The organism is Haloarcula sp. MBLA0163 (assembly GCF_055632435.1).
This window is the reverse complement of sequence record NZ_CM145745.1, coordinates 1,640,841-1,665,583: the sequence shown is the minus strand read 5'-3', so window position 1 is coordinate 1,665,583 and position 24,743 is coordinate 1,640,841. Positions and strand designations below refer to the sequence as shown.

At 66.1% G+C, this 24,743-nt stretch carries 26 protein-coding genes and 1 pseudogene; 17 read left to right on the top strand and 10 right to left on the bottom strand.

The annotated features are described in order from the left end of the window. Positions 1-72 precede the first annotated feature (72 nt). The 3 genes from ACV7GQ_RS08780 (at position 73) to ACV7GQ_RS08770 (ending at position 1,327) form a co-directional block, all read left to right on the top strand. Positions 73-441, top strand: a complete 369-nt coding sequence (locus ACV7GQ_RS08780; RefSeq protein ID WP_220618083.1) for a DUF555 domain-containing protein — start codon at positions 73-75, stop codon at positions 439-441. A gap of 51 nt (positions 442-492) precedes the next feature. Then, positions 493-1,035, top strand: coding sequence for a CBS domain-containing protein (locus tag ACV7GQ_RS08775; protein ID WP_470309873.1), 543 nt, complete (start codon positions 493-495; stop codon positions 1,033-1,035). Positions 1,036-1,180: 145 nt separating this feature from the next. Further along, positions 1,181-1,327 (top strand): hypothetical protein, encoded by a 147-nt coding sequence (locus tag ACV7GQ_RS08770; RefSeq protein ID WP_470309872.1) that lies wholly within the window; start codon positions 1,181-1,183, stop codon positions 1,325-1,327. Between the two features lie 4 nt (positions 1,328-1,331). On the opposite strand, the gene purM is transcribed toward ACV7GQ_RS08770, so the two are convergent. The 3 genes from purM to ACV7GQ_RS08755 are packed head-to-tail and all read right to left on the bottom strand — an operon-like array spanning position 1,332 to position 4,552. Continuing rightward, positions 1,332-2,342, bottom strand: coding sequence for a phosphoribosylformylglycinamidine cyclo-ligase (purM, locus tag ACV7GQ_RS08765; RefSeq protein ID WP_470309871.1), 1,011 nt, complete (start codon positions 2,340-2,342; stop codon positions 1,332-1,334). A gap of 48 nt (positions 2,343-2,390) precedes the next feature. After that, entirely contained in the window at positions 2,391-3,029 is a 639-nt protein-coding gene (locus tag ACV7GQ_RS08760; protein WP_470309870.1) for a zinc metalloprotease, read from the bottom strand. Continuing rightward, positions 3,026-4,552, bottom strand: a complete 1,527-nt coding sequence (locus ACV7GQ_RS08755) for a TraB/GumN family protein (protein ID WP_470309869.1) — start codon at positions 4,550-4,552, stop codon at positions 3,026-3,028. Before ACV7GQ_RS08755 ends, ACV7GQ_RS08760 begins: the two co-directional genes overlap by 4 nt. Positions 4,553-4,805: 253 nt before the next feature. Here ACV7GQ_RS08755 and ACV7GQ_RS08750 point away from each other — a divergent pair, with 253 nt between their 5' ends. The 3 genes from ACV7GQ_RS08750 to ACV7GQ_RS08740 are packed head-to-tail and all read left to right on the top strand — an operon-like array spanning position 4,806 to position 6,057. Further along, the gene (locus ACV7GQ_RS08750) at positions 4,806-5,081 is read left to right on the top strand and encodes a PadR family transcriptional regulator (RefSeq protein WP_166969704.1); all 276 of its coding nucleotides are present in this window, start codon (positions 4,806-4,808) and stop codon (positions 5,079-5,081) included. Between the two features lie 51 nt (positions 5,082-5,132). Beyond that, entirely contained in the window at positions 5,133-5,570 is a 438-nt protein-coding gene (locus ACV7GQ_RS08745; protein ID WP_470309868.1) for an acyl-CoA thioesterase, read from the top strand. Positions 5,571-5,601: 31 nt separating this feature from the next. Further along, positions 5,602-6,057 carry a DUF7992 family protein gene (locus tag ACV7GQ_RS08740; protein ID WP_470313124.1) on the top strand — a complete coding sequence of 152 codons (456 nt, stop codon included), beginning with the start codon at positions 5,602-5,604 and terminating at the stop codon, positions 6,055-6,057. Here the strand turns inward: ACV7GQ_RS08740 and ACV7GQ_RS08735 are convergent. After that, positions 6,054-6,605 (bottom strand): class I SAM-dependent methyltransferase, encoded by a 552-nt coding sequence (locus tag ACV7GQ_RS08735; RefSeq protein ID WP_470313123.1) that lies wholly within the window; start codon positions 6,603-6,605, stop codon positions 6,054-6,056. The genes ACV7GQ_RS08740 and ACV7GQ_RS08735 overlap by 4 nt on opposite strands. Before the next feature lie 86 nt (positions 6,606-6,691). Here ACV7GQ_RS08735 and ACV7GQ_RS08730 point away from each other — a divergent pair, with 86 nt between their 5' ends. Continuing rightward, entirely contained in the window at positions 6,692-6,871 is a 180-nt protein-coding gene (locus tag ACV7GQ_RS08730) for an HEWD family protein (RefSeq protein WP_470313122.1), read from the top strand. Positions 6,872-6,910: 39 nt separating this feature from the next. Further along, positions 6,911-7,228 (top strand): divalent-cation tolerance protein CutA, encoded by a 318-nt coding sequence (gene cutA / locus ACV7GQ_RS08725; RefSeq protein WP_470313121.1) that lies wholly within the window; start codon positions 6,911-6,913, stop codon positions 7,226-7,228. A 19-nt stretch (positions 7,229-7,247) separates the two neighbouring features. On the opposite strand, the gene ACV7GQ_RS08720 is transcribed toward cutA, so the two are convergent. Then, positions 7,248-10,316 (bottom strand): oligosaccharyl transferase, archaeosortase A system-associated, encoded by a 3,069-nt coding sequence (locus tag ACV7GQ_RS08720; RefSeq protein WP_470313120.1) that lies wholly within the window; start codon positions 10,314-10,316, stop codon positions 7,248-7,250. A 96-nt stretch (positions 10,317-10,412) separates the two neighbouring features. On the opposite strand from ACV7GQ_RS08720, the pseudogene aglG reads away from it, so the two are divergent. The 4 genes and pseudogenes from aglG to ACV7GQ_RS08700 all read left to right on the top strand — a co-directional run. Continuing rightward, positions 10,413-11,348: pseudogene (aglG, locus tag ACV7GQ_RS08715) on the top strand (glucosyl-dolichyl phosphate glucuronosyltransferase); the annotation flags it as partial. Then, a complete protein-coding gene (locus ACV7GQ_RS08710) occupies positions 11,337-12,401 on the top strand; it encodes a glycosyltransferase (protein ID WP_470313148.1) in 1,065 nt (354 codons plus the stop codon). The pseudogene aglG and the gene ACV7GQ_RS08710, both read left to right, overlap by 12 nt. Before the next feature lie 41 nt (positions 12,402-12,442). After that, positions 12,443-13,870, top strand: coding sequence for a sulfatase-like hydrolase/transferase (locus ACV7GQ_RS08705; RefSeq protein ID WP_470313119.1), 1,428 nt, complete (start codon positions 12,443-12,445; stop codon positions 13,868-13,870). A gap of 51 nt (positions 13,871-13,921) precedes the next feature. Further along, positions 13,922-15,283 (top strand): sulfatase, encoded by a 1,362-nt coding sequence (locus ACV7GQ_RS08700; RefSeq protein WP_470313118.1) that lies wholly within the window; start codon positions 13,922-13,924, stop codon positions 15,281-15,283. Here ACV7GQ_RS08700 and ACV7GQ_RS08695 read toward each other — a convergent pair. Both ACV7GQ_RS08695 and ACV7GQ_RS08690 read right to left on the bottom strand, forming a co-directional pair. Further along, positions 15,271-16,749, bottom strand: coding sequence for a lipid II flippase MurJ (locus ACV7GQ_RS08695; protein WP_470313117.1), 1,479 nt, complete (start codon positions 16,747-16,749; stop codon positions 15,271-15,273). The two genes, ACV7GQ_RS08700 and ACV7GQ_RS08695, sit on opposite strands and share 13 nt — an antisense overlap. 96 nt (positions 16,750-16,845) lie before the next feature. Continuing rightward, complete coding sequence (locus ACV7GQ_RS08690) at positions 16,846-17,694, bottom strand: TrmB family transcriptional regulator (protein ID WP_470313116.1); 849 nt, start codon at positions 17,692-17,694, stop codon at positions 16,846-16,848. Between the two features lie 335 nt (positions 17,695-18,029). Here ACV7GQ_RS08690 and ACV7GQ_RS08685 point away from each other — a divergent pair, with 335 nt between their 5' ends. Together ACV7GQ_RS08685 and ACV7GQ_RS08680 are read left to right on the top strand one after the other, a co-directional pair. Continuing rightward, positions 18,030-19,187, top strand: a complete 1,158-nt coding sequence (locus tag ACV7GQ_RS08685; protein ID WP_470313115.1) for a glutathione-independent formaldehyde dehydrogenase — start codon at positions 18,030-18,032, stop codon at positions 19,185-19,187. Positions 19,188-19,249: 62 nt separating this feature from the next. Then, the gene (locus ACV7GQ_RS08680) at positions 19,250-19,408 is read left to right on the top strand and encodes a hypothetical protein (protein WP_470313114.1); all 159 of its coding nucleotides are present in this window, start codon (positions 19,250-19,252) and stop codon (positions 19,406-19,408) included. Here ACV7GQ_RS08680 and ACV7GQ_RS08675 read toward each other — a convergent pair whose 3' ends face one another. After that, positions 19,409-20,524: a CobW family GTP-binding protein gene (locus tag ACV7GQ_RS08675; RefSeq protein ID WP_470313113.1), complete on the bottom strand. Its 1,116-nt coding sequence runs from the start codon at positions 20,522-20,524 to the stop codon at positions 19,409-19,411. A 104-nt stretch (positions 20,525-20,628) separates the two neighbouring features. On the opposite strand from ACV7GQ_RS08675, the gene aglJ reads away from it, so the two are divergent. Further along, positions 20,629-21,663, top strand: a complete 1,035-nt coding sequence (aglJ, locus tag ACV7GQ_RS08670; protein ID WP_470313112.1) for an S-layer glycoprotein N-glycosyltransferase AglJ — start codon at positions 20,629-20,631, stop codon at positions 21,661-21,663. On the opposite strand, the gene ACV7GQ_RS08665 is transcribed toward aglJ, so the two are convergent. Together ACV7GQ_RS08665 and ACV7GQ_RS08660 are read right to left on the bottom strand one after the other, a co-directional pair. Next, a complete protein-coding gene (locus ACV7GQ_RS08665; RefSeq protein ID WP_220618106.1) occupies positions 21,660-21,986 on the bottom strand; it encodes a DUF5789 family protein in 327 nt (108 codons plus the stop codon). The two genes, aglJ and ACV7GQ_RS08665, sit on opposite strands and share 4 nt — an antisense overlap. A 49-nt stretch (positions 21,987-22,035) precedes the next feature. After that, positions 22,036-22,386, bottom strand: a complete 351-nt coding sequence (locus ACV7GQ_RS08660) for a winged helix-turn-helix transcriptional regulator (RefSeq protein ID WP_470313111.1) — start codon at positions 22,384-22,386, stop codon at positions 22,036-22,038. 136 nt (positions 22,387-22,522) lie between these two features. Here ACV7GQ_RS08660 and ACV7GQ_RS08655 point away from each other — a divergent pair, with 136 nt between their 5' ends. Next, a complete protein-coding gene (locus ACV7GQ_RS08655; protein ID WP_470313110.1) occupies positions 22,523-22,942 on the top strand; it encodes a DoxX family protein in 420 nt (139 codons plus the stop codon). 146 nt (positions 22,943-23,088) lie between these two features. Continuing rightward, positions 23,089-24,741 carry a rhomboid family intramembrane serine protease gene (locus tag ACV7GQ_RS08650; protein WP_470313109.1) on the top strand — a complete coding sequence of 551 codons (1,653 nt, stop codon included), beginning with the start codon at positions 23,089-23,091 and terminating at the stop codon, positions 24,739-24,741. Positions 24,742-24,743: the final 2 nt, after the last annotated feature.

Here is a 24,743-nt window from a genome sequence, read left to right as displayed (position 1 = left end):
CGATAGTTACGGTGAGGTGCGCGCCGAGTGCGAACCAAAACTACCGAATAGTCGGGTCACCAGAGTACGGGTATGAACTACCTCGTTGCGATGGAAGCAGCCTGGCTGGTCCGTGACGTAGACGACATCGACGACGCCATCGGCGTCGCGGTGAGCGAAGCAGGGAAGCGCCTCAACGAGGCCGAGATGGACTACGTCGAGGTCGAGGTCGGTGCGACCGGGTGTCCGGCGTGTGGGGAACCGTTCGACTCCGCGTTCATCGCCGCCGACACCGCGCTCGTCGGGTTGGTGCTGGAGATGGACGTGTTCAACGCCGAGTCCATGGAACACGCCCAGCGCATCGCGAAGAGCGAGATCGGCGGTGCGCTCCGGGACGTCCCGCTGAAGGTCATCGAGGTCTTCGAGACCGAGGAAGACGAGGAGAGCGGCGCCGAGGCCTGAGCTGCGCCGAGAGGCGGTGCCTTTTTGTATAACCCATAGTTATAGAGTCGCATGGAATTACCGACGCCCGAGGACCTGCGGGAGCGGCGGAACGAACTGGAGCTGACCCAGAGCGAACTCGCCGAGCGAGCGGACGTCTCCCAGCCGCTCATCGCCCGCATCGAGGGGGAGGACGTCGACCCCCGACTGTCCACCCTGCGCCGCATCGTCAACGCGCTCGACGAGGCCGAGGGGGGTATCGTCCGGGCGCGTGACGTGATGAACTCGCCGGTGGTCAGCGTCGAACCCGACGACTCCGTCCACGAGAGCAAGGCGCTGATGGACGAGAAGGGGTACTCGCAGGTGCCGGTCATCCGTGACGGGTCGCCGCAGGGTCTCATCGGCAACTCCGACATCCGTCAGCGGCCCGAGGAGAACGTCGGCGAACTCCCCGTCGCCGAGGTGATGCACGAGTCCATCGCGACGGTCGAACCCGACGCCACCATCGACGAGGTGGACGCCTACCTCAACCACAACGCCGCCGTGATGGTCGTCGAGGACGGCGAGACGGTCGGCGTCATCACCGAGGCCGACCTCGCCCGGACGGTTAGCTGACGACTAGGGGCTCCTGCGGGCGGTGTGCTCGCCGTGTCATCGCTGAGACCCTGCCCGGAGACGTTATACAGGTACTAAGAACGGTTAGCGCCGGCAGAACGGTCGGCCCATTATATACCCCGCCGGACTCACGAGCGTCACACCCATGCAACCGACGCAGACGTCCCTCGATTCGCACCTCGAAGCCGCGCTGGAGGAGGCCGACGACCCCGCCGCACGCTACCACCTGCGGCAGGCGCTCCAGCTACGCATCGCAGAGCACGAGACCGAGTCCGACCGCGTCTCGATTTAGACGCTCACTCCCGCAGTTCGAGTCCGCGCACGGCGACGACGCCGTCACCGTCCTCGACGCACCCGATGACCCGTGCGTCCTCCGCGGCACCGACCACCGCTTCGGCGTCCGTCTCGGGGAGCGCCGCGACGAACCCGGTCCCCATGTTGAACGTCCGGTGCATCTCCTCGTCGTCGACGTTGCCCTCGGACTGCACGAACTCGAATACCGCCTGCGGGTCGAACGGGTCCGTGATCTCGTAGCGGTGGTCGCCCATCCGCGCGAGGTTGGTCCAGCCGCCACCGGTGACGTGGGCCGCCGCGTGGGTCTCGACGTCGCGGAGCGGGTCCAGTACCTCGCTGTAGATGCGCGTCGGGGTGAGCAGTTCCTCGGCGATGGTCACGTCCGGGTTCGGCGGGAAGGGGTCGGTGTACTCGTGGTTCCGCGTCACGGCCTCGCGAGCCAGCGTGAGGCCGTTGGAGTGGATGCCTGAGGACGGCCACCCGACGAGGACGTCGCCGGGCTCGGCCTCACCGGGGAACACCGCGTCCTTCGGCGCGAGACCGGCACAGGTGCCGGCGATGTCCAGCCCTTTGATGACGTCCGGCATCACGGCCGTCTCGCCGCCGACGAGGGCGACGCCCGCCCGCTTCGCCCCCGCTCGGAGGCCGGCGCCGATCTCCTCGCTGGTCTCCTCGTCGGGAGTCTCGACGGCGAGGTAGTCGACGAACGCCACCGGTTCGACGCCGGCCGCCAGCAGGTCGTTGGCGTTCATCGCCATACAGTCGATGCCGATGGTCGAGTAGTCGTCGACGGCCTCGGCGACGAGGAGCTTCGTCCCGACCCCGTCGGTCGCGAGCGCGAGGTACTGGTCGCCGATGTCGACGAGCCCGGCGTAGTCGCCCTCGAACTCGCCCGCTGCGCCGATGAGCGCCTTCGTCGCGGCCTCGCTCGCGTCGATGTCTACGCCCGTCTCGGCGTAGGTCAGTCCCTCCGCTTCCTCCGAGGCGTCGGTCTCGCTCGCGTCGTCGGTCATACCCGAGACGGTGCGTGGGGCGGGCAAAAGAGCATCGTTCGCCCGCGCTCAGAACGGAATCAGGAACAGCGCCCCGATAGCCAGCAGGATGGACGGCACCGCGACGGCGACGAAGACGAGCGTGCTCCACTCGCGCACCTTCCGGCCGTCGAGCGGCCCGAACGGGAGCATGTTGAACCCCGCCAGGAAGAGGTTTATCTGGAGGCCGCGCCGCGCGAGGTCCCAGAGGATACCGCCGGTGCCCGCGAGGAGCGCCACGACGAACGGGACGAAGAAGACGACGGCCAGGACGATGTTCGTCACCGGCCCGGCCAGCGCGATGAGGCCGTTCTCCCGCGCGGTGATGCGTCCGCGGTGGACGACGGCCCCGGGCGCGGCGAAGAGGAAGCCGACCAGCGCACCGACGATGGCGAACCCCAGCATCCGGTAGTCGGCTTTGAACGCCGCGACCTGCCCGTAGCGGACCGCGACCACCTTGTGGGCGAGTTCGTGGAGGAGGAAGCCGACGCCGACGGTCAACAGGGAGACGACCAGCGTCTGGACGACGGCCCCGAGGCTCAGCCCGCCCACCTGCCCGAGCAGCGCGGACCGCAGGTCCCGCTCCAGCAGGAGCGTGAAAGCTAACCCGAGTGCGAGCCACGCTACCAGGAGGTCCTGCACCTCGTCTCGGCTGAAGGTGAGGTTCATACCGCCAGCCCCCAGACGAGGTCGGCGCTGTTCTGCGCGCCCTCTATCATCTTCGAGACGACCCACGCCACGTCGCGGTCCTGCGTGGCGAGGTACGGCAACACCACGATGGGGAACGCGAAACTCGCGAGCATGCTCCCGATGTTCGTCATCGCGACGATGAGGATGAGTCGGAACAGCGGGACGGCCCGCAGGCGCTTGACGAGGTCCGCGATCGGCGCCTCCTCGTCGGCGAGTATCTCGTTGAGCTTGCCGATGTCGCCGACGTTGACCGAGATGTAGCGCAGTTCGACGTAGCCGGCGAACCAGCCCGGCGCCAACAGTGGGTTGACGCTCGTCATCCACGCGATGCCGCCGCCGACGAGCGAACTGCTCCAGTGGGCGCCGGCCAGGCGGGCGAGGCCCGCGGCGGCGATGCCGTTCATGAAGAACCATGCGGCGAAGACCTGCAGGAGGAAGGTGTCGCGGACGCCCGCCATCGCGAGCAAGACGAAGAACGCCAGGAAGCCCAGCGTGATGAGGTACCCCACGACCTTGTACAGCGAGAACCGGCTCCCCGTCTCCCGCCCGGTGAGCGAGTCCATCGGCGGGAGCTCCTCGGGGTGTTCGAGGTAGTGCTCGATGCCCTCGCGGTGGCCCGCGCCGACGACGGCCACGACGTCGTACCCTGCCTCGCGGAGGCCGACGAGCCGGTGGGCGATGTAGGCGTCCCGCTCGTCGATGAGCGCCTCGGCGCCGCCGGGCGAGAACCGACGGAACTCCTCCATCATCGCGCCGACGACGTCGGTGTCGGTCAGTTCCTCGAGGTCGAACTCCTCGACGTCCTCGCCGCCGGCCCGCATCCGTGTCAGCGCGGCCGCGACGGGTAGTCCGACCAGCGACGTGACGACGACGCCGACCAGCACCGCGTCCAGGATACCCACGACGGTGGCGCCGAGGGTGCCCGAGAGGACCCCGGCCGGCAGGAGCAACGGCCCGCCCAGCGTCGTCGCGAGGACGGCACCCAGCAGGCCGAAGACGGAGCCGACGGTGAAGCCGACGGTCAGCGGGGGTCCGAGTTCAGCCATGAGGCTCCCGACGAGCGTGAGCTTCTCGCGGAGCGTCAGCCTCGCCCAGAACCGCTGGACGGTGGTCTGGATGTCGCGGTCGACCAGCGCGACCCCGAGGCCCAGTTCTTCGGCGGTATCGATGGCCGCCTTCATGTCCGCGCCGGGCTCGATGTCGAAGCGCTCGCCGAGCCGCGTCTGGACGTACGACAGCATCCAGTAGGCGAGGAACTGGAAGACGGTGTTCCCACGGAGGAGGTCGCTCGCGTCCAGGTCGTCGGGCGTCTCGCCCTTCATCTGCTGGTAGCGACCTTCGTCCAGTTCGACGGCCACCATGTCGGGTCGCCGGTCCGCTATCGTCGACTGGACCTCTTCGACGCTGTGTTCGGAGACGTGCGCCGTCCCGACGACGGTGACGGACCCGTCGCCGGACGGGGCTGGTGGGTCGTCGCCCGCCGACGCCGCGTGTTCGGTCATCACCCGCGTTACACAGTCGCTTCCTTTACTCTTGTCGGGTCGGCGAGTGTGTCGTCCGACAGGCGACGACCTATTGTAGGACCGGAGACAGATACGCGAACGATGTATCTCAGATACCTGTCGTGTCGACGTTAATTTTCGCTTTCATGAACGGCGCAAATGCATGACAGCGTTGGCTTACTTATTAGTAATCTACTTACCTTTTACTCAGCAATAATCATACGTCTCGGGTTCGAGTGACCTATCGGGAAACATGCACGACCTGACTGGGTTTCAGCGCGACTTGCTGTACGTGATAGCTGGATTGGACGAACCGCACGGGCTCGCCATCAAGGACGAACTCGAGGACTACTACGAGAGCGAGGTCAACCACGGCCGACTCTATCCCAACCTCGACACCCTCGTCGAGAAGGGGCTCGTCGAGAAGGGCGAGCGCGACCGCCGGACGAACTTCTACACGTTGACACGGCGTGGTCAGCGCGAGCTCGACGCCCGACAGGACTGGGAGTCGCAGTACGTCACGGCCTGACAACCGGTGGACGTCGGTACACTGAACTGAGTGGATGGGTGAGTGGGCTGTATGGTCGACCTCCTGGAGACCCGTCTGGAGAACCGGTGGATGGTCCAGCCGAACCACGCCAACCACCTCGGCACCACGCACGGGGGGAACGTGCTGAAGTGGATGGACGAGCTGGGGGCGATGGCCGCGATGCGCTTCGCCGGCGAGAGCTGTGTCACCGCCCGCATGGACCAGGTGAACTTCAAGCGGCCCGTTCCGGTCGGCGACACGGCTGTCGTCGAGGCGTACGTCTACGACACCGGGACGACGAGCATCAAGGTCCGTCTGAAGGCGGCCCGCGAGGACCCGCGGACCGGCGAGCGCGAACCGACGACCGAGTCCTACTCCGTCTACGTCGCCGTCGACGACGAGGGCGACCCCCTCCCCGTCCCCGACCTCACGGTGGACTCCGAGCGGGGGCGGGACCTGCGGGCGGCCGCCCTCGACGGCGAGCGTTGACGTTTATGCCGCTCGGTGCAGAACACGGTCTATGGCACTGGACGTACCAGTCCCGGACCGCCCGACGCTCTCCAGTACGATGGGCGCCGAGGACTACGAGGACGTGGAGGTACAGGGCGACGAGTATCGGCGCGACGAACTGGCCGACGTACTCGACGAGGGTGCGTGGGCCGACGCGTTCGAGCGCTGGGCGGCCGACACGTCCCTCGAGGAGGGCGCCTGGGACGTCGTCACCGACCTCGACCTGATAGCGGAGTTCGACTTCTTCTGGGACTCGTTCGCCGGCCGCGTGGGTTACCACGCGCCGGGCCTCCCCGAAGACTGGCGCGAACGCGACATCCACCCGGACATCGACTCCTGGGAGACGGTGTCGTCCATCAACGCGGGACTCACCGAACTCGGGCAGGTCGTCTGTGACGTCATCAAAGACGAGTACGTCGACTGGGAGCCCGACGAAGTCGACGCCGGCGACCTCCCCGACTTCTAGAGCGACCCTTCGAGGACGAACGTCTCGCGGCGGTCCTCGGCGCGGTGGACCTCGATACCGACGGCCTCGCACATCTCCACGGCGTCGGCCACAGCGTAGCGCTCGTCGACCGGGGGGCCGTCGTCGCCGCTGCCGGCCCGCGTCCAGTCGGCGAACCCGACCCGTCCGCCCGGTGCCAGCACGTCCGCGACGGCCTCCATCGCGGCCGGCGTCGCGAACTCGTGGAACGTCATCGTCGAGACGACGGCGTCGACCTGCCCTTCGACCGGCATCGACTCGACGTCGCCGGTGACCGGGACCACGTTGTCGGGCATCCCCTTCTCCCGGTAGAGGTCGTGCATCTCCGGTTGGACGTCCAGCGCGTACACGGTGCCCGCGGCGGCGGCCACGTCGTCCGTGTAGAACCCGGTGCCGCTCCCGAGGTCGACCACCACGTCGTCGGGTCCCGGGTCGAACAGCGCGAGCAACTCGTCGACGGAGACGTACTCGTAGCGGCTCTGGTCCTCGAGTTCAGCGGCCCGGTCGACGTCGAAGGTGTGGAATCCCATCCGTTCGTGGTAGCTCGCCCACGGCTAAAACCTCTCGCCCGCACGCGACCGGCACGCTGATAACTGCTCACGTACTCCGTTCGCGTATGGTAGCTATCGTCTCGCCCAGCGAACGGGAGTGTGAACGCTGTGGCCGACGTGACGTATGGGACGAGGACGTGAACACCTGGCGCATCGTCGTCGAAGACGGCGAGAAGCTCTCGGGGAACCCCCACTGCCTCCACGAGTGGGACATCAACGGCTCGTTCAATCCGCTGGCAGAGTAACCCCGAACGTTCTTCTCGACGGCGGCAGTCGGCGTCGACATGCCGACTGCATTCGTCACTGCACCGCGGGACGCCGCGAGTGACATCGCCAGAGCGCTCGTCGACGACCGACTCGCCGCCTGTGTGAACCTGGTCGACTGTACCTCCGTCTACCGGTGGGACGGGGCAGTCCACGAGGACGACGAGGTGATACTGCTCGCGAAGACGACCGACGACGGGTACGAGGCGCTCGCCGAACGGGTCGAGGAACGCCATCCGTACGACGTGCCGTGTATCGAGCGGTTCGACGAGCGCGACGTCCTCGACCGGTTCGGTGACTGGCGAGCTGCTGCCGTCGGGCCGGACGAGACTACGTGAGAAAGGGCCTGTCGTACGCTCAGGGCCGCGCCTGCACCGTCGCCGGCTCGGCCAACGCGCCGGGCGTACTCGTCGCCGTCGCCGTCTCGGTCGGCGTGGCCGTCTCCGTCGACGAATCGCCGCCCGACGTCTCGTCGGTCGTCGTCTCGTTCGTCGCCGTCTCGTTGGTCAGCGCGTCGTCGGTCGAGTTGCTGGTGCTCTCGTTGTCCGGTTGGCGCTCGAAGAGCGGCTCCAGCGCGACCGTGGCGGCCGTGTCGTTCTCGCCGATGACCTGCCCCTCCGAGACGTCCGTGGTCCCGGCGAACGGCATCGGACTCCCGTTCTGCGTGGCCGTCGCGGTGAACTGGTACTGCGTCTCGGCACGCACGCTGACGTTCGTGTACCCTTCCTCGGTCCCCCACTGGTCGTAGCCGGTCGTGGAGTACGGGAGGGTCATCTCGAAGTTCCCGTCCGCGTCCGTCTGTGCCTGCTGGCGGTAGACGAACGTCTCGTTGGTCTGGTGGTTGCGCATCCGGACGGACGCGGTCACCGTCGTGTTCGCGGGACCGGTGCCCTCGACGGTCGCGCCGGGCACCCGCTCGAACATCTTCGTCCACGCGGGGTTGTTCTGACTCATCAGGTTCGTCGACGCCTCGGGCATACAGAACGTGCGCCCGTTGAGCGGCATCACGGTCGCGTTCGGCGAACAGGTCCCGTTCGTCGCGGGTCGGAAGCGGACGCCGATGCTCTGTGACTCGACGAGCACCCCTCTGTTGTGGGCACTCGACTCGTAGGCGTTGCGCTCGCTGGACCCGACGTAGCGGTAGTGCTCCATCGCCGGCACTCGCTCGCTCGGCACGGTCCCGAAGCCACCCACCTGTGCGGTGGAGTCGTTCTGCACGTAGGCACGCGCCTGCTCCATTGTGTTGAACGTCTTGATGGTACGACCGTCCGAAGGCGGCGCACGGAACTGTCGTCCGTTCTGCTGGGCGATTCGCCAGTCGAGCACGACCGGCTGTGGCTGGACCGCGCTCCCGTGGAACTCGTAGAGCCTGACGACCGTCGTGTCGTAGTAGGCCTGGGTGCGGTACTTGAAGCGCTGTCCGGTCTGTGGGTTCGTGAAGATAGAGCGGTAGTAGTCGCTCGCCGAGACGTTCGAGGCGTCGTAGAACCGGGGCGGGGCGAAGAACTTCCCACCGCTCGTCCCTCCGTAGACGTTCGTCATCTTCCAGTCGACGGCGACGTACCGGGTCTTCGCGTCGTCCTCGTCGACCTGGTCAAGTACGTCGTTGGCCTGACTCTCGTTGGGTGCCAGCAGGAAGTTGGCGGCGTTGGTCGCACCTTGCTGGAACGGGTTCGCGTTCGGGATGCGTTCGCCCTCGACGGTGATGAGGTGGCCGTAGTCCCACCACGACATCACCCCGTACTCGCCCGCCTGGTAGTCGTAGTCGTCGGTCTTCCGATAGGTGCCGTAGTACTCCAGCGTCCCGTCACCGCCGGTGCCGTACGCTCCCTCGACGGGCGTGTTCTCCTCCATCCAGTCCAGCCCGTCGTTCCAGCCCTGCGCCTCGTCCCCGGGTGCTGCGCTCGCTCCGACCGCGGCGGCGGACGGCGCGACGAACACGAGCGGCCCGACGATGGTGAACACGAGTGCGACGGCCGTGAGAACCTGATAGAACTCCACTCCGTCGTCGGCCGAGAAGTCGATCCACTCGACGACCCGTCCCACGACGAAGGCGGTCAGTGCGGCGACCGGGAACACCAGATAGACGCCGAAGCGGATCTGGGTGAACGACGCGGCGAGGATGAACGCGCCCCAGACGACCACGAGGAACTGCTCTGCGGGGGCGTCTCTGTTCAGGAGTTGCTTCCCGGCGATGTACAGCGCGCCGGTGATGGCGACGAACAGCGCCAGCCCGTAGTACCGGTACAGGACGCCGGGGTCCCGGAGCGGCGTCGCCTCGCCGACGGAGGTCTGGGTCGCGGACGGACTTGAGGTGAACCCGACGACGCGGAGCACCTGGTCGACGAAGTAGCTCAGGAGATCCGGCGTAAGAATCGCCATCAGTACCGCGACGACGGCGATGATGCCGCCCACCGTCACCGGATAGAGGTTCCGGTCGTAGTCCTCTGCTTCCATGAACCGGGCCAGCCAGGCCATGAACACGACGCCGACGCCGGTCGCGAGAGCGAGCAGGGGCTGGAGCAGCGAGTGTTCGGTCGCCGTGATCGACAGCGTGTTGATCACCGCGAGTTCGAAGACGGCCACCGACCCCATCATCACGGCGCCCGCGATGCCGACGTGCTCGGGGCTCTTCCCGCGGACGAACTCGATAGTCAGCCAGAGGAGGAAGAAGACGCCGAGGATGCCGAGGAGGAGGACTGCGGGCGGCCACGTCCAGAGATACAGCGCCATGGCGACGCCAGCGAGCAGGGAGTAGCCGACGGTGTCACGCAGGGCGTCGACGTCGCGCTCTAGGAACTGCTCGTAGACGGGTTTGTCCCGTTCGGCGACGCTGATGGCCACCATCACCGCGAAGACGGCCGTCACCTGCAGGAGGCCCTCTGCGACCTGGTGGTCGTAGGTCCCGACGAGCCCTCGCTGGAGGAAGGTGCCGGCGGACAGCGCGAGCACGAGGACGGCCGTGACGCCGCCGAGGCGACCGCTCAGACGACGACCCATGTAGTAGGTCGGAATCGCGGCCGCGGTCCCTATCACCGCGGGGGCGACGATGGCGACCATCCCGACGGTCTGTTCGGAGGGCGACCCCAGGCCGACGACGAGCGCTATCGTCCCGACCACCTGGTCCATCAGCGTCCCGAACTGCCCGGACGCGTTGCCGTACGGGAAGTACGTCCACGGGTCGAACGGCATGGTCGCCGGCCAGTTCTCGACCACGTACATCGTCGAGCGGAAGTGGTACCACGGGTCCTGCCCGCTGAACAGCACCTCGCCGTCGACGACGAAGTTCGAGTAGTTCCTGACTCTGTTCCACAGCATGAACCCGAGCAGCACCAGGAGCGTGGGGACGTGGTACCACTCCTGTACCCAGTCCAGGGCGGACTCGAGTTCGGGGTAGTCGTCGAGATAGCCCCGCGATTGACTCATTGGTCCGAATCACTGCTAACGCGCGCATAAGCCTTTTGACCTCTCCCCGACAGCAGGATGGAAACGCCTAACAGCACCCGGGATGGACCACCGTGCATGCGCGTCTCGGTCGTCCTGTGTACGCACACGATGGAGCGCTACGACGACTGCCGGGCGGCGGCCGAGAGCGTCCTCGACCAGTCGTACGAGCGCGTGGAACTCGTCCTCGTCTCGGACGGGGACGAGGCCGTCTACGAACGGTACCAGACGGACTTCGGTGACCGCGAGGACGTTGTGACCTACTGCAACGACGAGAACGTCGGCTTGCTCGAGAGCCGGAACAACGGGGCCGAGGTCGCGACCGGGGACGTCGTCGCGTTCATCGACGACGACGCCGTCGCCGACGAGGAATGGGTCGCGAAGCTCGTCGACGCCTACGAGGCCGACGAGGACCGACTCGCCGTCGGCGGCCGCATGGTCCCGGCGTGGGTCGCCGGCAAGCCCTCCTTCCTCCCCGAGGAGTTCTACTGGCTCGTCGGCGTCACCAACCGCGGGTTCGGCCCGGACGGCGACCCGGACGAGGCCGGCGAGGTCCGCAACACGTTCGGCTCGAACATCTCGTTCCGCCGCGACGTGTTCCTCGAGTTGGGCGGGTTCGAGGACGACATCGGCGGCCGGCAGGGCGAGAAGAACCTGCAGGGCGGCGAGACGGAGCTGTGTGCCCGGTTGCAGAGCGAGTACGGGACCGGCGTCTACTACGTCCCTGACGCGCTCGTCGCGCACAAGATATTCGACTACCGCACGGACCCGGGGTGGCTCGTCGACCGCGCGTTCTGGCAGGGATACTCGAAGCGTGGGATGGAGGTGTTCGTCCCCGAATCGACCGGTGCGGAGTCGGACTTCCTCCGAGACCTGCTGCTCTCGTTCGTGCCTGGTCGGATGAAAGAGCTACTGCGGAGCCCCTCGTTGTCAGCACTTCTGCAGTTCTTGATGCTGTTTGTGTTTACGGGTGTCGTCGGTTTAGGTTACCTGTATGGGGCAATGAAGTATGGTGGGAGGGTCAACAGTATAGAAGCTGAGGCAGAACCGGACTACCGCGTCCTCTGGCTCCGCCCGTCGATGGGTGACAACATCAGCGTCCGTAGGACTCGTATCGCCGAGAAGCTTGCAGAACGCGGCATCGAAGCCGAGATTCACGACACGAGTGGACTTGATGCGCTTGCGGCCATGAGAACGGCCGTTGAGGGAGACTACGATGTCATTATCGGAAACGTCCGAATCGGTCTCTATTTAGGGTACCCGCTCGCGCGGCTCCTTGGAAAGCCATTTATTGGCGATGTGAGTGACCCGTTGAGCGACTTCGAAGACTTGCCGTGGCCGCTGTTCCGGGTGCTCCAGTGGTACGAGTGGTTCGTCCTCAGGCGCTCGGACGCATGCGCGTTTACGTATGAAGAAACCAAAGAAGAAGCCGACCGCCGCGGTATCGGGGGTAAAAAACTCCCCAATGCCGTCGACTACGATCTGTTCGCAGACCCTGATTCCGAAGCAGTCGCAGAGGCCCGGGACATCCTTGAAGGCGAAGGTGTCGACACGAGCAGGCCCGTCGCCATCTATATCGGAGGAATGATTGAGGAGACGTACCACCTCACAGACATCATTGACGCCGCAGAGCGTCGATCTGACTGGGAGTTCGTCTTCGTCGGCGACGGTCCACAGCGAGAAATTGTCGCGGAGGCCGCCGAGTCGATAGCTAACGTCTATTTCCCGGGCGCGTTTGATTATCGGCTGATGCCGGGATTCCTCGCGAACGCAACCGCAGGCTTCTGTCTCAAAGACGCCGAGCAGCCGCTGAAAATAGCAGAGTATGGGGCTGCCGGACTGGTCGCTATCGTCCAGCAGGGCGACCTAAGTGAACGGTTCAACGACGATGAGGTGTTAGTCGCGGAACCAACGGGCAAGTCACTTGCCGCAGCGCTGGCTACGCTGGACGACAGAGAGGTCAGGGAGACATACGGCGAGAACCTTCGGAACCGGGCCAGGTCAGTCGGATGGCACGACGTGGCCGTTGAGTACGACCGGATGATACGCAGTGTGGCTCGTGAGTGAACGAAAGAGCTATTGGTGATTCTCGAACACGGTGAGATGCTATGGTCCGTCCAAATGTCCTCCTCGTGGTCCTCGATAGCGTCCGTGCACGGAACTGCTCGCTGTACGGCCACGCCAACGAGACGACGCCGTTTCTCGAGGAATTCTCCGAGGCGGCCACAGTCTATGAGCAGACCCGTGCGCCGGGCATCCACAGTATCGCTAGCCACGTCAGCATCTTCACGGGCCACGAGGTACACCAGCACGGCCTCACCGAGCACGGGGCGCGGCTGGACCCCGAAACGACGATCTGGGCGGACCTTGCGGCCGACGGCTACGACACCGGGTTGTTCACGCCAAATGCTGTCATCACCCGCTCCTCTAACCTCGGGGAGTCGTTTGAGCAGGTCACTGGTCCGAAACGAGCGAGCGTTCCGTACCCAGACGCGTTGACGCTCGACGACGTGGACGACGCCGACCCGGCGACGTTTGTCAGGGCGGCGCTGGGCCGGGACGACCGTGTCCGCTCGCTGTACAATGGTCTCTGGATGAAGTTCGGCAGCCACGCCGAACACGACCCCGTGGCAGAGGCAGCGGACCGCTATCTGGACGATTTCCTCAAGTGGACTGACGACCGGGAAAACCCATGGGCGGCCTGCGTGAACCTGATGGACGCCCACTACCCTTATCGGCCGGCGGCCGAGTACGACGATTGGGGCAACGACCGCCTGCATGCTCTCCACGACGACTTCCCAGAGGGATCGGACATAGCGGACTACATCAACGGCGACAGGCCATGGTGGGAGGTGGCGGCACTGACGGCACTGTACGACGGCTGTATCTTGCAGGCGGACGCCGCGATGGAGCGACTCGTCACCGACCTGAGGGAGCGGGGCCTGTATGAGGACACCTTCCTCGTCGTCACGAGCGACCACGGGGAGTGTTTCGGCGAACCGACCCACGTTCGGCCGGATATCCGGGTGGTGGGCCACCGCTATGGTGTCCCGGAACCGCTGACTCACGTCCCGCTTGTGGCCAAGCGGCCCGGCCAGTCTGACGGCGAGCGCGTCGCCACCCCAACGACGCTCTCGGCGTTCCCGGAAGCAGTCGACGCCGTCCGCAAGGGTACTGAGGAGCCGGCGTTTCGCACCGACCGGCCGGTGCTCACATCGACGTTCCGGCAAATCTCAGGCAGCGGCCTCACCACCCACCTTGACGACCCGGACGGCTACGTCGGACCGTGGCAAGCGGTGTACGACGCCACCGATGGCGGCGAAGGGGTCCGGAAGTCGGTCACACATTGGGACGCGACGGCCACGGTTCGTGTCCGGGACGCACAGACCGCCTATCGAACGGCCACGGACGACGACAGTCGGCTCGCGGCCGCCTTCGACGCGCTTGACCCCGTGACAATCGGCGAGGGTGAGGGCGACGAGGGACTGGCCCCCAACGTCGAGGACCACCTCGAGGAACTAGGCTACATCCGCTGAGGGTCCGCCGAAACATCAGCTATAAGCACACCATCCGTCCAGAGACAGGTAATGACGAACATCGTTCTGGTGACGGTTGACTCGCTCCGGGCCGACCACGTCGGCTGTTACGGCCACAAGCGCGAAACGTCGCCAACCATTGATACCCTCGCGGCTGAGGGCCTGCAATTCGACGGGTACGCGAACGCCCACGCGACTCGGGCCTCCTTCCCCGCAATCCTGACTGGGACTTACCCCCTGGAGTTCGGCGGAGCCGGCTATATGTCGGGGAGCCGTTCGGTCGTCGCCGAACCGCTCTCCGAGTCTGGATACCATACCGCCGGCTTCCACTCCAACCTCTGGCTCTCGCGTGACTACGGCTACGACCGCGGGTTTGACCACTTCTACGACTCCAAGACCGACCCGTCGCTGCTCGCCCGCCTCCGGTCGTGGGTGAAGCTCAACGTCCCACAGGACAGCGCAGTCTATGGATTGCTCCAGCGCCTCTACGACACCACCGAGGAGAAGGCCGGCGTCAACGTTGGTAACACCTACCAGGACGCCGAAGTCATCACCGACCGGGCCGTCGACTGGCTGGCCGACGCCGAGGAGCCGTTCTTCTGCTGGGTCCACTACATGGATGTCCACCACCCCTACGTTCCCCGGAAGGAGGCCGCCGCCTCGTTTGGAATTGACCTCGACTGCTCCCAGCAGGAGGCCATCCGCTTGCGCAGAAAGATGTTGGAATCGCCCGACGAGCTGACCGACGCAGAACACCAGACGATCCTCGACCTCTACGACGCCGAGATCCGTTACACAGACCAGGAGATTGAGCGACTACTTGACACGGTTGAGCGCCATACCGAGGAAGAGACCGCAGTTGTGCTGACCGCTGACCACGGCGAGGAATTCGGCGATCACGGCGCATACGGCCACAGCCCGACTATGTATGACGAACTGCTACACGTCCCTTTCGTGGTTTCACCGCCCGAGAGTGTCGACATCGAATCCGCCGGAATGCAGACCGAGGCCGTCGAGCTGCTTGACGTGTGTCCCACTATCTGTGACTTCGCCGGTGTTGAGCCACCGAGGACCTACCGGGGCCGCTCGGCGCTGGACCGCCTTGGTACGGGCGACCAGCCAGTCGTCATCAGCGAGACGGACATGGACGAGGAGTACAAGCTGTCCCTGCGGACCGACAGCTGGAAGTATATTTGGGACCGGGAGGCTGAGCAAACGGAGCTATACGACCTTGACGCCGACCCCGTTGAGATAGAGAATGTCGTTGACGAGGCGACCGACCGGGCCGGGTCGATGCGGGAGACGCTGGTCGAACACCTGAACGACCTCCGAGCCTCGAACGAGGCAGTGCCGGAGGTGTCGATGGACGCCTCGACAGAGAAGCGCCTCCGAGACCTCGGCTATCTGGAGTAGTTGAACGGGAGAACCGAGAATGTCTTTTGCCGGATGCGTTCTGAGAGGATCACGAGCAGGCCGAAGTACACCACTGCGCCGCTGCTGGCGAGTAGGAGTGTCCATACCCGGCCGCGTGGTGTTGCGGCGTTGACCGTAAGCACCGCCACTGCCATGACCGCGGCGGCGGTGACCTGACGCCCGATGTCTGCCAGCGGGAGGCCGACTGACCCGACGGCCTGCCTGACACCGCGGTAGGCCAGCACCGTCCGGAGTGCGGCCGAGATGGCCGTCGCCGTCGCCGCGCCGTACCAGCCAAAACGCCAGACCAAGACCACGTTCAGGGCGACGTTGACGCCGATGAACGCGGCGTTGACGCGGTAGGCAATGTCAGGTCGGTCAACTGCGTTGACAACGTTGAGGAACTGGCTGGCGTACACGTCAACGGCGTAGGCTCCGACGAGTATGACGAGGATATCTGCACCGCGCTTGATGGCTGGGTCGTAGAATTGGAGGACCCGCTGGCCGATGACGAGACTACCGAATAGCCCCGGAATGACGACAAGGCCGCCGAAGACCAAACTCTCAGCAAGAAAGTGCTTGATACGGTTGATGTCGTCGTCCGTCGCCAGTTCGCTGACCTCCGGGAATAATGTCCGTTTGATAGAAATGCTGAAAACCGACAGAAGGGAGGCGACTCCCCACGCAGCCTCGTAAATACCGATGAGCGACGCGCCGACGAACATGGAGAGGACCAGCGTGTCCATCCAACCGTACACTCGCGAGCGGAGCGTACCCAGCCACGCGTACCGAACGTATTCGATGATGCGTCGGATGTGAATTCGGTCGGGGCGTTTCGGACGAACATCGACGATGAGGAAGCCAACGGCTGCGAGCGCAAACAAGGAGACGATTGGCCCGAGCAAGAGCGTCCCAAGGCCAAACCCGGCAAGTAGCGCTGCGACCTGTATCCCGGTTCGACTCGTCCGCTCTGCGGCCTCAAGTAGCCCCGTCGTTCCCACGCGTTTTCGCCCCTCGATGCCGGCTATGGCGGTCCCGAACGCAATGGCTGCGAGGCCGAGTGCCGCCAGCATGACTGCGTGGTCGCCCACGACTTGCCCGAATACCGTGTCGTCAATGCTAACGGAGCGACCAGCGACCCTGATCTCATCGCCCAGAGCCGTCATCGCTCCGACGAGGATGCCTACGGTGGCGACGGCGGCTAGGCTAATCACAGTGTTCAGTAGGATGCCAGCACCAAGGTACGCTCCTTGGTCTACACCCTCACTGACTCGCTTCGTGATACCGGCCTTCACCGCCATCGCAGGGAAGACGAGCCAAAAATACCCCAGCGCGATGGCTGTCGAGTACTGGCCCAGAAGCGATGTGCTTCCGAGGTTGATAATGGCGAACGTTGCCACGAATCCAGTGATCGAGACGAGTACCTGCGAGCCGAAATGTATCAGGGCCTTATAGCCGATGCGCACAAGTCAATCACCCCCCGATGGAGCAAACGGACTATCACCACAGGCGGCGTCGTGTGGGCCACAGTTGTCGCTCACGATGACGGCCCGAAAGCATTGTTATTTTGTAGCCGACGGAGACACACTCTCGTACTCCCACACCAAGTCGAAATACCGCTTCATCCCTGCGACGAACGACCCGTTCTCGGTGAGCGCCGCCTGTCGCATGTGGTTCGGGACGTCCGGTTCCTCGACCAGTAGAATCGCCTCCCCGCCCTCGTAGTCCATGCTCGGGTCTACGAGCGTCCCGCGCCACGGCAGCTTCTCCGTACTGAAGCGAACGCCCACTTCGGGAAACTCCTCTGCAAGCCGGTCGACCACCTCCTCCTGCACCGCAGCTTTCTCAGCCGGTAACTTCTCGGGGTGGAGAAAGAGGACAGCGACGTCGACGCCTCGGTCGACAGCGTCTGCAAGTGCGCTGTCCACGCTGTCGAGGTATGCGAAGCTGTTCGTGATGACCCGTAACGTCTCGTCGGCGTCGTCGTAGAGGCGACGGGTCTCCCGTTCGCTCGGTGCGCCCACGTCGACGACGTGGAACAGTTCGGCCGTCGGGGAGATGTCCTCGCTGGCACGCTCGTAGCGCGGCCGGTACTCGGCGAGGAAGGCGTCGCGGTGGGCGTCGATGTCGCTGGCGAACCCCTCGAAAGCCTGCCGGCGGTTCTCGACGGCCCGGTCCAGAATTTCCTCGGGGGATTTCGGCTGGTACTCCTTCGGCCGGCCGGGAATCACCTTGACGAACCCGCGGTCGGCGAGGGCGTCGAGAACGCCGTAGATGCGGGCTTTCGGGATGCCGGTGGCCTCCGCGAGATTCGGCGCGGTGGTCCGGCCGAGCGACAGCAGTTCCTCGAGGGCCGTCGTCTCGTACTCCGTCAGCCCAACGCTGTCGAACACGTCGGACGCGTCGGTCATGGCCCTCCCTTCGCCTCCGGATAAGTAAAACGCGCGGGAGTGTCGCCGGAAAGTATATACAGACCGACGCCATTAGTTACTCGCATCGTGAGTAACCAAGAGTCGGTCGCGGCCGAACGGGACGACGAACACCTCGCCGACGTCGACGATGGATGCGGCTGCGTAGAGGTCTGGGAACACATCAGCGAACGGCGCGAGGAGTAGGACGAGCTCGGTCGGAGTCAGGCCGACCCAGCGCCGACAGAGACGCGCCTCCGAGCGACGCTATGTGTATAACGAATATTGGTAAATAATCTCCGTCCGACAGTCCTGCCGGAGCTGTCAACTGTATGTCCATGGACGCTGTCGTGTATCAGGGACCACACGACGTTGCCATCGAAGAGGTAGACGAACCGGAGATAGAGCACCCGAACGACGTACTCGTCGACATCACGACGAGTTGCATCTGTGGGTCCGACCTCCACATGTACGAGGGGCGGACGGCGGCGGAACCCGGGATCGTGTTCGGACACGAGAACATGGGAATCGTCAGCGAGGTGGGCGAGGCGGTCAGCACGCTGGAAGAGGGTGACCGCGTCGTCGCCCCGTTCAACGTCGCCTGCGGCCACTGCGAGAACTGCGAGAACGGCTACACAGGGTTCTGTACGAACGTCAACCCCGGGTTCGCCGGCGGCGCCTACGGCTACGTCGCGATGGGGCCGTACAAGGGCGGGCAGGCGGAGAAACTGCGCATCCCGTACGCGGACTTCAACGCGCTGCAACTCCCGGAGGGCGACCAGCACGAGGACGCGTTCTCACTCCTCGCGGACATCTTCCCGACGGGGTGGCACGGCACGGAACTCGCCAACCTCGAACCGGGCGACTCCGTCGCCATCTACGGGGCGGGGCCGGTCGGGCTGATGGCCGCGTACAGCGCGAAAATCAAGGGCGCGGCCGAGATCTACTCCATCGACCGCGTCCCGAGCCGCCTCGAGCTCGCCGAGCAGCACTGCGACGCGACGGCGATCAACTTCGAGGAGGGCGACCCGGTCGAGCAGATCAAGGACGAACACGGCGGGGAGGTCGACAAGGGCGTCGACGCCGTCGGGTACCAGGCCATCGACCCGGAGAAGGAGGCCGACGACGCCTACGACCCCGCCCGGGAGAACCCGGCTGTGGTCCTCAACAACCTCATCCGGACGGTCAAACCCACCGGCGAACTCGGGATTCCGGGCCTGTACGTCCCGGAAGACCCCGGTGCACCCGACGAGATGGCCGCGCAGGGCCGTCTCGGCATCGACTTCGGGCTCCTCTTCGAGAAGGGCCAGAAGCTCGGCACCGGCCAGTGTAACGTGAAGGCCTACAACCGGCAGCTGCGCGACCTCATCATCGAGGGCCGTGCCGACCCCAGTTGGGTCGTCTCCCATCGGGTCCCGCTGGAGCAGGCCCCGGAGATGTACGAGAAGTTCGACGACCGCGAGGAGGGCGTCACGAAGGTCCTGCTGGAGCCGTAGCTCGGCCCCACCCTCCGGGTGGCACCGACACCGCTAACTCGGTCTGCGGACTACGACGAGCCATGTGTCAGTACTGTAGCTACCGGTTCCACGACGGCTGGACGCAGTTACTGGAGTACGACGAGACGTACCAGAACGCCGTCGGTGGCACTTCGGAGTCCACCTACGGCTTCCACGAGGACTGGGACGACCTGAAAGACGAGGTCGGCTACGGGACCTAATCAGGACTCCCGCGGGAACGGGTCCGAATCGTACGCCGCCTCGCGTTCTGCTGCCGTCGCCAGACAGTCGTCGAGACGCGTCGTCAGCGCCGTCTCGTCGACGTCGCGCCCGATGAAGACGAGACGCGTCGCCGGGTCGTCGTCGCCCCACTCGCCGATGGGGCCGGCCTGCACCGACGGTCCGGCCTGACTGACGCCCAGCACCGTCTCGGGCCGGCTCGCCACCCACGCGAACCCCTTCGCGCGGACGATACGGCCGTCCCACTCGTCGAGGAAGGCGTCGAACCGGCCCGGGTGGAACGGCCGCTCGCGGCGGTAGACGAACGAGCCGACGCCGTGGGCCTCGGCCGCCGACCGGTGCCCGTGGTCGTGCCCGTCCTCGCGGTCCGCTTCCGACTCCGCCAGCGCCTGCTTCCACCCCTGTTCTCGCTTCGTCGCCTCGAAATCGAACAGGCCGGTGCCGAGGACGGCGTCCGGCGTCACGTCGCTGTAGGTCGTCCGGTGGACGGTCGCCCGCGGCTGGAGCTCCCGAATCGCCGCCTCGACGTCATCCAGCGCGTCGTCGGGGACCATGTCGCACTTGTTCAGCAACAGGACGTCACAGAACTCTATCTGGTCGACGAGCACGTCGGTCAGCGGCCGCTCGGGGTCGGGTGCGGCCTCGGGGAGCGACGCCTCGGGGTCGAACGCCTTCCAGAAGCCGTAGGCGTCGACGACGGAGACGGTCGTGTCGAGCCGGAACCGCTCGGGCAGGCTCCCCGCCTCCGTGCCGACGGTGAGCGTGCGCGCGATGGGGAGCGGTTCGCTGATACCCGACGCCTCGACGACGAGGTAATCGAAAGAGCGCGACTCGGCCAGTCGGGTCACCTCGGTGACGAGGTCGTCCTGCAACCGACAGCAGATACAGCCGTTCGAGAGGTCGACGATACCCTCCTCGGCGTCCTCGGCCAGCAGCTCCGCGTCGACGTTCACCTCGCCCATGTCGTTGACGACGACGGCGATGCGCCGGCCGCCGGGGTCGTCGAGCAGTCGGTTGACGAGCGTCGTCTTGCCGGCCCCGAGCGGTCCGCTGACGAGCGTGATGGGTATCGTGTCAGTGCTCGTGACTGAACTCATACTGTGTGACCTCGTCCCACGGCGTTATCAACCTCCCGTCCACGCCCGACCGGCGCCGACCGCGGACCCGTATTTATTTGGGCGAGCGTGGTAGACTTCGGGTAATGGCCGACCGTGACGACGTCTGCGTGTTGCTCCCCGCCTACGACGAGGCCGAGACGATCGAGCGCGTCGTCGGGGGGTTCCGTGAGCAGGGGTTCGACAACGTGCTGGTGATAGACGGTGGGTCGACCGACGGGACGCGCGACATCGCCCGCGAGGCCGGCGCCCGGGTGGTCCAACAGCAGGGCAGCGGCAAGGGGCAGGCCGTCCGCGAGGCCGTCGCCCGACACGTCGACGCCCCGTTCGTGTTGATGGCCGACGCCGACGAGACGTACCGACCGGACGAGGCCGAGCGGATGCTCGAACCCCTGTTCGAGGGGCGGGCCGAGCACGTCATCGGCAACCGCTTCGCCGACATGCGACCGGGCGCGATGACCCGGCTCAACCAGGTGGGGAACAAGGTCATCAACTGGGCGTTCTCCGTCATCCACGGGCACTACTTCACCGACATCCTCTCCGGGTACAGGGCGTTCACCCGGGAGTCGTTCCAGCGGCTCTCGCTCTCCTCGGAGGGGTTCGGCATCGAGACGGAGATGGCCGTCGAGTGTGTCAAACACGGGGTCCGGACCGAGGTGGTCCCCATCACCTACGAGCCGCGGCCCGACGAGTCCGAGACGAACCTCCGGCCGTTCCGCGACGGCGGGACCATCATCGTCACGCTCTACCGGATGGCGAAGACGAACAACCCGCTGTTCTACTTCGGGAGCGTCGGGTTCGGGTCCATCGGCCTCGGCGTCGCGTTGGGCGCGTTCGTCGTCTACGACTGGGTGGTCAACAGCATCTCACACGAGGTCATCGCGATGGTCGGCGGCATCGCCATCGTGCTGGGCATCCAGCTGCTGATGTTCGGCGTCCTCTCGGACATGATCGTCACCGTCAACCGGGAACAAACCCGCCGGCTGGAGGACATCGCCCACAGACTCGGCGGCCAGCAACAGCCGTCGGCGCCGGTCGAGTTCGGCGAAAGCGACGAGGACGGAACCGGGGGGGACGGCGACACCGAGACGGCCGTCTCCGCGGGCGACCGGCAGGGTTAGAAGGGGACGAGCGAGCGCAGTTGCGAGAGGAGGCTCGTGCCCGTGGCCTCGCGCTTGCGCTCGAACACGGGGTGGAGCGCGTTGAGCAGTTCCTGTTCGTTCTCGAACTCGCGGACGTCCGCCTCGTCCAGCGCGTCCGCGACCGTCACGGAGTGGCCGGTGGCGTCGTACGGCACCTCGACGTGGCCGGCACGCTCACGGACCGTCCGAGCGTCCGCGGGGTACTCGATGGCTATCTCGCTCAGTCTGGCGTCGAGTGCCGCGATGCCGAACTCGATGACGTCCGGTTCGTCGCTGTCGTCGGCAGGTGGCCGTACTCCCATTAGTTGGTGTCACGGCCCAGGGGATGGAAAATCCTGTGTTCTGCTCGGCTCAGTCGTCGCAGGCGGCGAGCCACTCGTCGGCCCAGCAGGCGATCTCGTCGAACACGGGACAGAGCGACTCCCCCTTGTCCGTGAGCTTGTAGTACGTCGCGACGGGCGCGTCCTCCTCTAGCCGTCGTTCGACGAACCCCATGTCCTGCAAGTCGTCGAGGACGCGCGAGAGCGTCCGCGAACTGGCGTCTGTGGCGCGTTTGAGTTCGTTGAACCGGCGCTCGCCGTTCTGGAGCTCGTGGAGGACGACCAGCCGCCACTTCGACCCGATCTGTTCGAGCGACTCGACGATAGCACACGGCCCCTCTTCCTCGACCTCGGCGGATTCTGTGAACACTTCCGATGACATCGGTGATACCTGGTATCTCCTATGTCCGGGAAGCGATATATAGGTTCGCATCCGAACCAAGTAACGTAATGAAACCAAATTTCGCAGCACGACCTGATCGCTCGATAACGACCGCCGTGACGGAGGTGTCCGCCTGATGGTGTTCGACACGGCCGGCGGCGCAGCCGTCTTCCTGCTCGCGCGCGTCCTGTTCGGCGGCGTCCTGGCGTTCATGGGCGTCAACCACTTCCTCAACCCCGAGCAGATGACGCCCTACGCAGAGGCGAAGGGGCTGCCCGCGCCGGGCCTGGCCGTCTACGCGAGCGGCGGGCTGCTCGTCTTCAGCGGCCTGGGAATCATCCTCGGCGCCTTCCCGGTGCTCGCCGCCGGCGCGCTGGCGACGTTCCTGCTCGTCTCGGCCGTCATGATGCACGACTTCTGGGCCGTCCCCGAGGACCAGCAGCAGCAGGAGATGACCGGCTTCCTGAAGAACGTCGTGATGGCGGGCGGCGCCCTCGTCCTGCTGGCCGCCGCCGGCACTGCCTGGCCGTACAGCGTCGGCGTCGGCCTCGTCTGAGGCCGGCCGCGGCGTCGTACGCGACCGTCCAGGAACCGCTTTTCGACCTCTCTCGCCGGCGGAGCCACGGGTTTCGAGCCCCGGCTGCGGACCGACCACGCCTCGCGGCGCCAGCCATAAGCCGTCACCGTCCAGACGTAGGGGTGATGATGCAGTCGTCGCTGCCGGGCGTGGTGGACGCGGTGCCGGTCCGCTCGCTCGCCGTGGTCGTCACCGTCGCGCTCGTCCTCGCCGGCCTGCGCCGCCTCGCAGGTACGCGACTCAGCACTGCACTCCGCCGTCGCCTCCTCCTCGGGGTGCCCTGGGGGACCCTGCTGACGATGGCCGGCGTCCTCGCCATCTACCTGTTCGTGCAGGGGAGGTTGTGGCACTCGCGCCCCCTCGTCACGCCGTTCCGGACGTGGTCGTACTTCTACCCGCTCGGGATGCTGACCGGGCCGTTCACCCACGGCGGCGACGCACACGTCACCGGCAACCTCGTCGGGACGTTCGCCTACGGGGCCGTCGTCGAGTACGCGTGGGGCCACTACCCCCAGCGGCGCGGCACACAGACGTTCTCCTCTCTGTCGACGAACCCCTTCGCCCGCATCCTCGCCGTCCCGGTCGCGATGGCCGGCGTCGGCGTCTTCAGCGGGGTGTTCGCGGTCGGCCCCGTCGTCGGGTTCTCCGGCGTCGTGTTCGCGCTGGCCGGGTTCGCGCTGGTGACCCGCCCGTTCCTCTTCCTCGGCGCGTTGCTCGGCAGTCGCGTCGTCGACCAGGTGTACACGGCGCTGCTGTTCCCGGAACCGACCGTCGGCGGGAGCACGCGCTTCGTCACCCCGTGGTGGGCGAACATCGCGATTCAGGGCCACGCAATCGGCCTCCTCGCCGGCGTCGTCCTCGGCGCCGCCTTCCTCTGGGCGCGGAGCGAGCGCCCGGCGACGACGCGCGTGTTCTTCGCCACGCTGGTGTACGCCGTCTCGAACGGCCTCTGGGCCGTCTACGTCCCCGTCGGTGGCGGTCGGTTCACGCTGTTCCGGTGGCTCGGGACGGCGCTGGTGTTCGTGCTCGCGCTCCTCGTGGCCGCTGCCACCGCGCGGCTGGACCGGCGGCTCGTCCCCCGGTTCGAGCGCGACTGGCACTCCGTCGCCCGCCTGGCCCTCATCGTCGCTCTCGCGGCGCTCTGTCTGGCCTCGGTGCCAGCCAACACGGCGACCATCGGCCCGGACGACGTGCCGGCCGACGGCGTCGAGGTCCGCGACTACGTCGTCACCTACGACGAGAACGTCCGCAACGAGTACATCGCGAGCATCTCCCTGCCGTTCGGCCTGGGGGCCGACCAGACGAACGTCACGGAGAGCGGCGTCATCGTCGCCAGCGACCGCCGGGAGATATGGATCGCGCAGGTCGAGAAGGGGCGACTCGCGCTGAACCAGCGTGCGGCCGTCGTCGTCGGCGGACCGGGGTGGCGCGAGACGGTGTACGCCAACCGGACTGGGTGGAACGTGCTGGGCAACGACTCCGTCTATCGGGTCCAGCTCCGGCGCGGAGGCGGTGACCGTCGCACGGTCTTCACGTCGCCGCCGTCGACGGCCGACGCGACCGTCGCGGGGCGCAACGTCACGTTCAGGCCCGCCGACGACGGCTTCCTGGTCGCCGTGCGCCGCGGGAACGCGACGATAGACGTCGACCGACTGCCGCCCAACGCGACTACGCGCACCATCGGCGGCTTGACGTTCGAGCGGAACCGGACCCGGCTCTACGCCGGCGCCAACGACACGCGCGTGAAAATCGCCGAGCGGCGTCGGCCGCCGAACTGAGC